At 62.6% G+C, this 12,163-nt stretch carries 8 protein-coding genes; 5 read left to right on the top strand and 3 right to left on the bottom strand.

Annotated features, from left to right (window positions below; all coding sequences use genetic code 11):
* Positions 1-2: 2 nt before the first annotated feature.
* Together CH290_RS24435 and CH290_RS24430 are read right to left on the bottom strand one after the other, a co-directional pair.
* Positions 3-485: an Rv1363c family protein gene (locus CH290_RS24435; RefSeq protein ID WP_033189271.1), complete on the bottom strand. Its 483-nt coding sequence runs from the start codon at positions 483-485 to the stop codon at positions 3-5.
* On the bottom strand, positions 482-1,066 hold the full coding sequence (locus CH290_RS24430) for an Rv1363c family protein (RefSeq protein WP_230620981.1): 585 nt from the start codon (positions 1,064-1,066) through the stop codon (positions 482-484). Before CH290_RS24430 ends, CH290_RS24435 begins: the two co-directional genes overlap by 4 nt.
* Positions 1,067-1,221: 155 nt before the next feature.
* Here CH290_RS24430 and CH290_RS24425 point away from each other — a divergent pair, with 155 nt between their 5' ends.
* Genes CH290_RS24425 through CH290_RS24405 form a run of 5 tightly spaced genes read left to right on the top strand, consistent with a single transcriptional unit; the run spans position 1,222 to position 7,484 of the window.
* Positions 1,222-2,325, top strand: coding sequence for an alpha/beta hydrolase (locus CH290_RS24425; protein WP_033189273.1), 1,104 nt, complete (start codon positions 1,222-1,224; stop codon positions 2,323-2,325).
* Positions 2,322-3,575 carry an oxygenase MpaB family protein gene (locus CH290_RS24420; protein WP_020111835.1) on the top strand — a complete coding sequence of 418 codons (1,254 nt, stop codon included), beginning with the start codon at positions 2,322-2,324 and terminating at the stop codon, positions 3,573-3,575. The genes CH290_RS24425 and CH290_RS24420 overlap by 4 nt, the downstream gene beginning before the upstream one ends.
* Positions 3,572-4,894: a homogentisate 1,2-dioxygenase gene (hmgA, locus tag CH290_RS24415; protein ID WP_033189274.1), complete on the top strand. Its 1,323-nt coding sequence runs from the start codon at positions 3,572-3,574 to the stop codon at positions 4,892-4,894. The genes CH290_RS24420 and hmgA overlap by 4 nt, the downstream gene beginning before the upstream one ends.
* On the top strand, positions 4,891-6,378 hold the full coding sequence (locus CH290_RS24410) for an aldehyde dehydrogenase family protein (RefSeq protein WP_033189275.1): 1,488 nt from the start codon (positions 4,891-4,893) through the stop codon (positions 6,376-6,378). Before hmgA ends, CH290_RS24410 begins: the two co-directional genes overlap by 4 nt.
* A gap of 35 nt (positions 6,379-6,413) precedes the next feature.
* A complete protein-coding gene (locus tag CH290_RS24405; protein ID WP_230620982.1) occupies positions 6,414-7,484 on the top strand; it encodes a lipocalin-like domain-containing protein in 1,071 nt (356 codons plus the stop codon).
* 10 nt (positions 7,485-7,494) lie between these two features.
* On the opposite strand, the gene CH290_RS24400 is transcribed toward CH290_RS24405, so the two are convergent.
* On the bottom strand, positions 7,495-11,991 hold the full coding sequence (locus CH290_RS24400) for a chemotaxis protein CheB (RefSeq protein ID WP_033189276.1): 4,497 nt from the start codon (positions 11,989-11,991) through the stop codon (positions 7,495-7,497).
* Between the last annotated feature and the right edge of the window lie 172 nt (positions 11,992-12,163).

Genomic DNA, 12,163 nt, shown 5'->3' with positions numbered 1-12,163 from the left:
CGTCAGATCGGATCCAGCTTCGAGATTAACCATCGGCCGTCGACCTGATCGAGTTCGATCCGAAGGCTGCTCGACGCCGCCTTCGGATCGGGAGCGTCGGTCGAGGTGATGTTCTGGTTCACGAAGACCAGTGCAACGGCGGAATCCTCCGACGAGGACACGATCGAGCTCGCCGAGACCGTTGCGCTGGAGATGATTCCGCGTTCCTTGGCCGCAGGAGCGATCGATTCTGCACCGAACGCACTGTAATAGCTCAGGAAATCTCCGGTGAGGAACGACGCTGCATGCTCGATATCGGCGTCCACCGAATCCGCCCTGTAGGACAGCACGGCGACGGCACCGTCGTCGGCCGCGTCACCGATCGCTGAGCGTGACTGGGACAGTAGCTCGTCCGTACGGGTCTGCGCGTACAGGGAGGCGGTCGACGCCCCCGCACCGACGAGTACCAGCGACAGGCCCACTGCGAATGCTCGACGACCGATCATGGCACGAACTCCACATCGGAGACCAGAATCGTCCCGTCCTCGTTGTCGAGCGTGATTCGAAGCCGCCATACTCGCGGTTCCTCCTGCGCCCCGGAAGAATTGGTGACGCTGGAGGTCGCCGCCACGAGGACACTCGCGGCACTGTCGTCGGAGTTCTCGATACCCGCTTCGGTGATCGATCCCGTCGCCCGGACATCGGCCTGCTCCACCACCGAGACGAAATCGTCCGAGCGTTCGGCGAACTGGTTACGAAACGTTCCTGTCGACCGGTCGAGCACCCGCGCGACATCGTCGTCGACAGTGGCGGCCGAGATGGTCGTCAAGTCGAGCACACTCTGTCGTGCGGCCTGCAGATAGCGCTGCTCGAGGTCGTGCGCGGACTCGAACGCGCGATGCTGGTGAAGCAGCACTCCAGCCGTTGCGCCGAGCGCCACCACGGCGAGCACCGCAGCCCCCACCGCCCCACGACGCACCTGCCTCGCGGGCTTCGACGAGGCAGATTCGAGCTCGCTCGGTTCCCGCTCCGGAGTGTCCTCATCCTCCTCGGATGCACTGTCCAGCACTGTTTCTCGCTGACTCACATCGTCACCTTCCCGGTCCGCAGAAATCCGACCGTACTACACAGTATGGAGACTCCGCAGCCGAATGCGCAAGAAAAATCACCCTTGTCCATACCTCAAAGTATGGTACGTTTCTGTGACTCGGATCGCATTCGTCCAAGGAGGCGGACCCAGACGTGATCGTCGACAGTTTCCAGAGAATTCAGTACGAACCAGCTCGGGACGGCCGAGTGGAGATGCACTCGGGTCTATCGCGGCATTACCCCACCCTGCATGCCAATTTCGTTGCGCCGCAGGGCCACGATCGCAGCGTGGGGATCCTGCTCGCACATCCCACCTCGGACTTCCTGTCACACTTTCTTCTCCGTGGCTTCGCCGAGGCCGGCATGCCCATCATGGGACTCAACACGCGATACACCTCCAACGAGCCGGCACTACTGATGGAACGCGCCATCGCCGACCTCGGATCCGGCGTCCGGTGGATGAAGGACGAACTCGGATTCGACAAGGTGATCCTTCTCGGCTTCAGCGGCGGTGGTTCGCTGTCCACCTACTACCAAGAGCAAGCGGAGACGCAGACCGTCGAGGTCGACGGTCCCCCTCTCGTCCCGGCCGATGGCCTGATGCTCGTCGGGGCCCATTCCGGACGTGCGAGGGTCCTCAGGCACTGGATCGACGCCTCGGTCACCGACGAATCGGATCCGTTCTCCACCGACCCCGCACTCGACCTGTACGACCCTTCTCGCACCGTCCCCCTGGATCGGGACTGGGTCGAGCAGTATCGCGCGGCTCAGCTCGACCGCATCAGAAGGATCGACGACTGGGCGATTCGTGAGCTCGACACACTGTCCGCACGAGGCGCTTCGGATCACGCGTTCGTGGTGCACCGCACCGTCGCCGATCCTCGGTTCGTCGACCTCACGCTCGATCCCAGCGACAGAGAGCTGGGAAGCATGTACGGAGATCCGCAACGTGCCAACACCGCCGCAGGCGGGCTCGCCCGATTCGTGTCGGTGCGGAGTTGGCTCAGCACATGGAGTTCGGATCACACCGGGGCGGACGCGCTGAAGAATCTACCGAGGATCCACGCACCGACCCTCATCGTCTCGCTGCTCGGCGACCAAGCTGCCTTCGCCGACGACGCCCGAGCGATGCACGATGTCAGTCCTGATTCCACCTTGGTCGAACTGCCCGAACTCAATCACTATCTCGTCGATCAGCCGCACGGAATCGGCACCGTCACCGGCGAGTGCGGCGCCTGGATGGAGAAGAACGTATGACGCTCACCCAGAACTCGATGCGAGTCCCGACCGCCTTCACGTATTGGGAACATCGCCGCAACCCTCGAATCGCTCGACTCGAGTCGGCCGCGAGGCACGTGTTCGGCACGTCGATCTTTCCGAGTGACGATGTTGCCGCCGAGTTCTGCGACAGCCTGTTTCGCGGAGACACGGTCGCCGAGAACTTCGTCGACGACGTGTTCGCAGCCGATCCGAAGGGTGGCCGAGCACTACTCGAACGCGCCCTGACGGAAGGTATCGACGCGCTCGACGACGTGCCGGCCAGCATGCGGGTGCTCTTCGACGAGTTCGAGACGCTGCCGGACTGGGTGCGGCCCGAGCTCGTCGAACAGGGCGCCGCCATCTGGCGCCGCTGGGGAACGATGTTGTTCGCCGTCGCAGGCGGAATCACTCTGGAGATGTACACCGAGGCCGCCGTCGCGACCCCGCTGTCTCTCGCCGGCGGGTACGCGGGCGACAACGCCCTGCGGCGCTTTCTGGAAACGTGCCAGTTCTGGGTCGATACCTCGGAGCCGGGAGCGTTGCTGCGCATCGGCTCGGCCGGCCGCGCCACCGCGATGAAGGTACGAGTGATGCACGTTGCTGTCCGACGCCGCATCGACGGCCACCCGGAATGGGACACCGAGAAGTGGGGATACCCGATCAGCCAGGGTTATCAGATGTTGACGTTGCTGGGTGGCAGCACCGTGCCTGCGTTGGCGCTCCGACTGGTAGGACTGCAGACCACACCGACCGAGATTCGCGCGCTGCTGCACTTCCAGAAGTTCATGGGCCATCTCCTCGGTGTCGATGTGCGCAACTTCCCGACGACCATTGCGGACTCCCTCCGGATGACGGCCATGGTCTCGGCAGCACGGAGCTACGACGCGGGGGTGCACGGCAAGGAACTCATCGAGTCCTTTCCCGCCAGCTTCGCGCCCAGACCACACCAGAAAGGACTCGCGCGAATGCGCGCTCGATACAACTACGGAATCTATGGCGCGTACACCACGCTGTTCATGGGCCCGGCGACACGTGCGAAGTACGACATGCCCTCTGCGTTTCCGTGGATTCTGATCGTGATCGCCCGGTTCCCCCTCATCACAGTCCTCGAGCTCGTCCGGCGGACTGTTCCGAGAGCGGGACGCCGGATGGAACACATCGCCGATCGACATCGGCGCAGTTGGCTCCGCGCCCAGATGGACGGGCGAGAAGCCGAGTTCGACGCACAGGGAGCGTTGCGACGATGACCGAGACCCTGAAATACAGCACGGGATTCGGGAACGAACATCAGTCCGAGGCGATCCCCGGCGCCTTGCCCTGGGGGCAGAATTCTCCGCAGCGAGCACCCTACGGCCTCTACGCCGAGCAACTCTCCGGTACGGCGTTCACCGAACCGCGGGAGATCAACAGACGCACGTGGGTGTACCGAATCCACCCGTCAGCGCGTCATCCGAGATTCGAGCGCATCGACAACGGCCTCTTCCGTTCGGCTCCGCTCACCGACGGGGTACTCGATGTCAATCGATTGCGGTGGAATCCGTTCGACGCTCCGTGGCCCGATGCTGATTTCCTCGACGGTGTCCACACCATCGCTGCGAACGGCAATGTACTGGAGCGCAACGGTATCGCGGTACACATGTATCACGCGACGAGGTCGATGACCGACAGGTACTTCGCCGACCTCGACGGTGAGCTACTGGTGGTTCCGCAGTCGGGTGGCCTCCGGCTGCACACCGAACTCGGACTCCTGGACGTCGTACCCGGCGAGATCGCCGTGATCGCCCGTGCGGTGAAGTTTCGGGTGTCGTTACACGATGATTCCGCCGCCGGATACATCTGCGAGAACTACGGCGCCTATTTCGCGTTGCCCGAACTCGGCCCGATCGGGTCGAACGGACTCGCCCACGCACGGGACTTCTCGTATCCCATTGCTGCCTACGAAGATCGCACTGACGAGGTGCAGGTGATCCAGAAGTTCGGTGGGCAGCTCTGGGCAGCAGAATACGATCACTCGCCCTTGGATGTGGTGGCGTGGCACGGTACACACAGCGCGTACAAGTACGACACGAACCGTTTCAACACGATGGGCACCGTCGGGTGGGACCATCCCGACCCGTCCATCTTCACCGTACTCACCTCTCCATCGGAGCGACCCGGCCAAGCCAATGTCGACTTCGCCATCTTCCCGCCACGGTGGAACGTTGCCGAGCATTCGTTCCGACCACCCCACTTCCACCGCAACATCATGACCGAGTTCATGGGCCTTGTTCGTGGACAACATGATTCCAAGGCGGAGGGGTTCGTCCCCGGCGGGGCGAGTCTGCACAACATGTGGGGCGCCCACGGTCCCGATCTCGAGACCTTCGACACCGCGTCGAGTGCGGATCTGGTACCGCAGAAGTTGGAGAACTCGTTGGCGTTCATGTTCGAGACACGACTCCCGTTGATCACGACGGACTTCGCCTACAACGCGAAACACCGTCAGCCGGACTACGACTCCTCGTGGAGCGGCTTGCAACGACATTTCGATTCGCAGGATTCCGCAGCCACAGGAGAGTCACGATGACCACGGCCGACATCACACGACCCGAATTCGATCTACCGGAGCCGCTGCTCCGCATCGGTGGAGCCCGTGTCGGAGCTGCCGACGGTGCGACGTACACCTCGACCGATCCTGCTACCGGTGAGGTGGTCGCAGAGATCGCCGCGGCCGGCCAGGACGACGTCGATGCGGCCGTCCGCTCGGCACGCGAACAGTTCGAGCACGGCGAGTGGTCCCGTACCAGCGGCGCAGAACGAGGAAAGGCCCTCACCCGGTTGGCAGCACTGATCGACGCCGACGCCGAGACTCTCGCGGCTCTCGAAGCTGTCGAGATGGGCAAGCTGTACCGCGACTCCGTCGGCGGCGACATTCCCTGCGCGGCCGAAGCGTTCCGGCACTTCGCGGGGTGGGCCGACAAGATCTCCGGTTCGGCGATGTCCTTGCCGAACTTCGGCCCGCAGCAACGATTCGGCTACACGGTGCGTCAACCTCTCGGTGTCGTCGCGGCGATCACCCCGTGGAACAACCCGGCCCTGATCGCAGCCTGGAAGCTCGCCCCCGCCCTCGCCGCGGGAAACACCGTCGTGGTCAAGCCCGCCGAGGACGCGTCGCTGTCGACGCTGCGATTGGCCGAGCTCGCCACCGAAGCCGGTATTCCCGACGGAGTGCTCAACGTGGTCACCGGCCTCGGTCCGGTTGCGGGGGCTGCCCTGGCAGGTCATGGCGGCGTCGACAAGGTCTCCTTCACCGGAAGTCCCGCTGTCGGCCGGTCGATTCGGAGCTTTGCGGGCGAGAGCTTCCGAAAACTCGTTCTCGAGCTCGGCGGAAAAGCACCACAGCTGATCTTCGAGGACGCGGATCTGGAGGCTGCGATGCCCTGGATCTCGATGGGGAACTTCTACCACCAGGGACAGGTGTGTGCCGCTGGGACGCGAGTACTGGCGCACGAGTCGGTCATCGACCAGGTCGTCGACGGACTCGTCGCCGCAGCCGAGAGCGCTGTGGTCGGAGATCCTTTCGACGACCGGTCCACGATGGGGACCATCGTCAACGCGAAGCAACTCGACCGCATAAACGGGTACATCGATTCCGGCATATCCGAGGGCGCACAGTTGATCTGCGGCGGCAAACGTGAGCGTGGTGTCGGTTTCTACGCACAACCCACCGTGTTCCGCGGTACCAACGAACTCACCATCGCCCGCGACGAGATCTTCGGGCCCGTCGCCACGGTGATCGGATTCCGCACCACCGAGGAAGCCGTCCGAATAGCCAACGACACGCGTTACGGCCTCAACGCGATGGTTTACTCGCAGAACATCTCTCGCGTCCACTCCGTAGTCGAGAAGCTTCGTGTGGGCACGGTGTGGGTCAACGGATGGGGTGTTCCGGACCCAGCGTTGCCCTGGGGTGGCCGGGCAGGAAGCGGTATCGGACGCGAACTGGGCCGATCCGGACTCGACGGGGACACCGAGGAAAAGACCGTCCACATCGGCTTCGACGGCATCTGATGCCGAACTTCACCGCACGAAACGGAGATGAACAGATGACAGCTCCCGAGATCGTCGAAACCTGGAACGGGCCCGGCAGAGCCGACGCCGCCCTCACCACGGTTCAACCGAGACACAACGGCGCGCATCCGGTGCCCGGGAGCCGAACGGGTTTCGAGCACTGGTACTTCGACGCGCACCTCGACGACGGACACACCATCATCGGCTTCCTGAACCTCCGGCGACCCGAGGAGCCGGCATTGGTCGCCAAACCCAGCGTCGAGATCTTGATCTACGCGCCCGACGGTACCCGCCGTCAGATCTTCACGCGATACTCCAAGAAGCAGGCCTCGGCATCCATTGCTCGATGCGACGTGAGAGTGGGACCCAATCACGCCTGGGCCGAATTCCCACCGGACGGTCTACCGATACATCATCTGTCGCTGTCCGAAGAGGACGTGACGTTCGATCTGCGGTTCCACAACGAGCTGCCCAGCTGGATGCCGGGCGAAGGCGAGACCCTCTTCGGTGGAACCGATGTGTTCGGTTGGGTTGTCGCTGCTCCCCGTGCACGTGTCGAGGGGTCGATCACGATCGGAGCAGAGACGAAGACCGTCACCGGACGGGGGTACGCCGACCACAATTGGGGCGCAGGCGACATGAAGAGCGTCATCGATCGGTGGCACTGGGGGCGCCTGTACGACGACGACTACTCCTTGCTCTACGCACTGGTCAAAACGAAGGAGCGACTCGGAGCGCACGAGAGCCGACCGCTGATGCTGGCGTACAAGGGCGAGGTGATTCTCAGCTCCGGTGAAGCAGAGGTCTCGGAGGGGCCGATGAAGTACAACGCCGTCGCGAACCGCGCCTATCCGGAGTGGCTTCGGATCGAGATCCCCGGCGTGGTGAAGCTGATACTGACCGTCGACACGGTAGTTCATGCACACGATCTGCTGAGCGACGTACCCGTGGCCGGCCACAAAGCCGTCCGGCCGCTGCTGTACCGACTCGTCGGACACCCGGGATACTTCCGGTTCGATTCGACCTTCGAGCTCACCGTCACCCGGAACGGTACAACCGAAGTCCGGACGGGGAGGACATTGCACGAGCTCGTTGCGCTGAACTGATCGCCTCGCGTCACATGTGGCCGGAGATCGAATCGATGATGTCCGGCAGGGACATCGGCCGTCCGAGGTGGTAGCCCTGGGCCAGCTCGGCTCCGGACGCCGCTGCGACAGCCGACAACCTCGTGTCCCCCACCCCCTCGATGACCGCCGTGGTCTCCAGAGCGTGTGCGAGCCCCACCGCCGCTTCGAGTATGCGTTCTCCACGTGCGTCTTCGGCAGCGCGTTCGGTCAGCGAACGGTCGATTTTGATGATTCCCGGTTTCAGTTGGCCGAGCAGCTCCAAATTGGAGTAACCGGTACCGAAGTCGTCGATACTGATCGTTGCGCCCAGTCTCTGCAGAAGAGTGAGGACACCGAACGCGCGGTCACCGGGCGTGAGTGTGATCTGTTCCGTGACTTCGACGACGATTTTGTCGAAACCACCGGCCGGACGCCACGCCAGAAGTCTGTCCATCAGGTCGCGTTCACGCAGTTCGGTGGCTGACATGTTCACCGCTACGCGTGGATGGTCCGCACCGAACCGTGTGTGCAGTGTGCCGACGTCCTCGATGAGGCAGTCCAGTACGAGATGGCCGAGGGCGCGGAGTTGGCCGGTGTCGGCGGCGATGTCGATGAATTCGCTGGCACTGATCAGCTCGCCGTCTCGTCTCCACCGAACAAGAGCTTCGATCATCGCTGTATCGCCCGTCGCGATCGAACGAATCGGTTGGTAATACAGCTCGAAGTCGCGGGATCTCACTGCCGCTGAGAGCTGGTGGCGCACAGTTGCACGCGCGTCGGCATCGCGGTCCATCTCAGTAGTGAAGTAGATGTGTTGGTCGCGGCCGTTCTGCTTCGCGGAATACATCGCGACGTCTGCGTTGTGGAGCAACTCGTCAGCTGTGTTGCCGTCGGTCGGTTGTACGGCTATTCCGATGGACGCCGACACGAAGGCGTGGGAGTCGTCGACGACGATCGGCTCGCGTACGACGTTCAATATTCGGTGAACCAGGCTGTCGAGAGCATCGAGATCGTCTGCGCGACTGACGAGTATTGCGAACTCGTCACCCCCGAACCTGCCGATCAGGTTGTCCTTGCGCACTGCACCTTTCAAACGGTGTGCGACGACGCCGAGAACCAGATCACCGTTCCGGTGACCCAACCTGTCGTTGACTTCCTTGAATCCGTCGAGGTCGATCCACAGAACCGCCGATGGTTCGTTGCTCGCAGCGACCACATCCGTGGCACGGGAACGAAAGAACGTGCGCGTGAGAAGGCCGGTCTGCTGATCGAACTGTTCATGCGCGGCCAATTCTGCACTCAGACGACGCAATCGGGAACTGTCCTGGACGACGACAACGGATCGGCCCGCCCCGGCGCCGTCGACGAACTCGACCGACGCCGGAATGGTGTGACCGTCCGCGCGAACCAGAACACGATTCGTAGGTACCCGGTTCTCGTTCTCGTACTGGATCGACGGAACGAGACTGGACAGGGTGCGCCCTGCGAGCGCGTCGGCGGTGTATCCGGTCATAGCTTCGATCACGGGGCTCACCCGCTCGATCCGCCCCCGACCGTCGACGAGAAGCAAACCCAGGGACGAGTTGAGAAACAGGGACTCGATGAGCTTGGCTTGGCCGTCGACATGCACCGCGAGCTTCTGCTGCTCGGAAATGTCGAACGCGCTGCCCACGCGCACCGGTGGCGACCCGTCGGGTGGTTGCATGAAGGTGGCCGACTCGTCGATCCATCGGATCGTGCCGTCCGGTCGGATGATTCGGTACTGGATCTGCCAACTCGGGTCCGTCGACGCGGAGACAGCGGCTACACGTTCGCGGTCGTCGGGATGCACTGCGGCCAGGAGAAGCGAAGGGTCGGCGAGTACACGAGACCGGTCCAGACCGTACAACTCCTCGACCCGGCGAGTCAGGAGGGTCAACACTCCGGACGTATCGCGTTGCCAGACAAGTTCTCGAATGGACTCGGTGACTATTTCGAGGTTGGTCAATGCCCGTTCGCGTGCCCGCCGCTCGGCTGTGATGTCACTGACGTCGATCACCACCACGATCACGCCGAGGATCTCGCTGTTGTCTCCGCGGTAGGGCTGCGTCTGCATCAGCAAGTCACGCTGGTCGCTTTCGAGCTCGATGATGATCGAATCCCCGCCCAACGTTCTCTGTAACGCTTCGTCCAGTCCGGGAACGGCAATGGCGGTCGGGACCGCACCGAGAGTCCGTCCGATGTCAGACGGGATGAGGGAGAAGAGGCGAACCGCCAGTGGCGTGAAACGAGTGACGCGGAGGTCTCTGTCCAGCAGGATCAGGCCATTGGTGAGGGAACTCTGAATATTCTCCAGGTCGATGTTCGCACGAGTCAATTCGGTTCCACGCGTCGTGAGTTCTTGGTTCAGCGTCGTCAACTCTTCGTTCGTCGCTTCGAGTTCTTCGTTCGACGCCTGTACCTCCTCGGACGACGCCTGCAGTTCCTCCGACGATGCCTGCAGTTCCTCGTTGAGGGCTTGCAGCTCTTCGTTGGCCGTGCTGAGGTCCTCGACTGTCGCCTGAAGTGCGTCGTACACGGTTTCGAGTTCGTCGCTGAATTGAACTCCCGCTCCCACTGTTTCCGGAGCAAGTTCGCCGTGAAGGACTGGTTCGGATTCGAAAGCGACAATGGCACCGTCGCCACTGCTATCGGTGAGGGAGGAGCCGATCCGGGTGACCGATATCCGAGTAGTTGTTTCGTTGGATCGTATCGTTCGGGTCGTTGTTTTCGGTGCACTGTGCTGGACTTGACTGAGCATTGCACGAACCGTCGGGCGGTATTGCTCTTTCAGAAGGTCTACGACGCTGCCACTGTGGACGCCCTCGCTGATCGTGCACCACTGCGCGACATCGCCGACGACCTCGATGAGGATCGACCTGTCGTCGACGATCAGCGCAGACGGAACAACAGATTTGACGATGTCACGGTAGAACTCTCGATCGACGGCGGAGGCGTGGGGCGAAACATCGACCTGCTCGGTTTGTTTAGGCGAACGGGCGGCTGGAAAGACGCCGCGGAGTGGGAGGCCGAATACACGAGGATGCTGTCGCCTCCGATAGAGCCGGCGATCGGGGTCGACGACGGTGAATGCTTCATCCGTACGTGGAACGCGTTCACTCTGGCCGAGCAGAAGCAACCCCTTTGGGTTCAAGGCGAACTGGCACAGGTGCAGCACTTGCTCCTGCAGTCGCGGCTGAAAGTAGATCAGCGTGTTGCGGAGAGAGATCAGATCGAGATTGGGAAACGGCGGATCGAACGCGACATTGTGCCGAGCGAACACGATGCACTCGCGCAGCGCGGGAACAATTTCCACCATGCCGTCTACGGTGCGCGTCCACTGACGACGATAGCGGTCAGGAATTTCATCGGCCTCGATCGATGGGTATCTCCCCGCTCGTGCGACAGTCAGTGCTTGCTCGTCGAGGTCCGTGGCGAAGATCTTCACACGGCCCGACAGTTCGTCTGGCCCGATACCGAGAACGTCGGCAGTAAGCATTGCGACTGTGTAGGCCTCTTGCCCACTTGCACAGCCGGGCACCCAGATCCGGATTCGATCGGCTGATGCGTCGACGACTGTGTGCAGATGCTCACGGACACCGTCCCAGATGTCCGGGTCACGGAAGAACGCCGTCACTGTCACGAGAAGCGCCCTCGACAGTGACGTCGCCTCGGCGGGAGTGGCGCGTAGAAAACCGGCATACGCAGTCGCGCTTCCAATGTCCAGAAGGCGTTGTCGACGGGCTATCTGACGTCCCAGGGTGGAGGTCTTGTATCCCGAGAAGTCGAGCCCGGTTTCTGCATGCAATGCCTCGAGGACGTCATCGAGATGCGACGGGCTGAGATCGACGGCATCGGCCGGCTCGGCGGTGTGAAAATCACTGTTGTGCATCGACGCGGTGCTGTCGAGGCAGCGCTTCAGTTCCCGAGGTATGTCATGCGCCGGTGCCTCGATATCCACCGATCCGGTTGCAAACGAGGCCGTCGGCATCGGATCGAAAGCTGCGGTTGCGAGCTCCTGAACCGCGACAAGACCGCCGGCTGACTCGATGGCCTCGACTCCTGATGCTCCGTCGCTCCCGGTCCCGGACAGGACGACGGCAACGGACCTGTCCTCGAACGCCCGTGCTGCCGAGATGAACAGATGATCGATGCTGGGCCACGGCCGAGTGTTCGCGCTGGGGACTTCGATCGCGAGGTGGTGAGCATCGACCGAGATGTCGTGGCCTGGCGGCGCGACGAACACTGTGTCCGCGCGGAGTCGATCTCCGTCCGCAGCTTCGACGACCTGCATGTCCGTCGTACGACCGAGGAGGTGAGCTAGCCCGCTGGATTCTGTCGGTGCCATGTGCTGAGCTACCACGACGCACCAGCCCAGGCCTACCTCGACTGCTCCGAGCATCGAGGTAAGCGCTTCGAGGCCACCAGCCGAACTACCGACAACGATCACCCGCAGCGCCGGCACCGCTTCATTCGAATCCTCGCGCACAAGGCTCCCCTTCGAACGACCACCCGACGGCCTTGCAGGGCCTAGAGTATGTCACTCTGCCACACGAAGACACTGCTGGTGTGGCGCGCGCACAATTACCTGAGCATGTTTTTCCTTCGCCCACCAGCGGACCACCCACTCTATGACCAGCATCACGATTACCGGATTCCCC

The sequence above is a fragment of the Rhodococcus sp. 06-156-4 genome (assembly GCF_002259345.1).
Classification (GTDB): Bacteria; Actinomycetota; Actinomycetes; order Mycobacteriales; family Mycobacteriaceae; genus Rhodococcoides; species Rhodococcoides fascians_E.
Note: the sequence above shows the minus strand (reverse complement) of the source record. Positions and strands in the feature narration are given on the sequence as shown.

Bases quoted from the DNA above. Each gene is read 5' to 3' on its own strand.
- CH290_RS24420 (WP_020111835.1), top strand. From the start codon at position 2,322: ATGACGCTCACCCAGAACTCGATGCGAGTCCCGACCGCCTTCACGTAT.
- CH290_RS24435 (WP_033189271.1), bottom strand. From the start codon at position 485: ATGATCGGTCGTCGAGCATTCGCAGTGGGCCTGTCGCTGGTACTCGTC.
- CH290_RS24405 (WP_230620982.1), top strand. From the start codon at position 6,414: ATGACAGCTCCCGAGATCGTCGAAACCTGGAACGGGCCCGGCAGAGCC.
- hmgA (WP_033189274.1), top strand. From the start codon at position 3,572: ATGACCGAGACCCTGAAATACAGCACGGGATTCGGGAACGAACATCAG.
- CH290_RS24410 (WP_033189275.1), top strand. From the start codon at position 4,891: ATGACCACGGCCGACATCACACGACCCGAATTCGATCTACCGGAGCCG.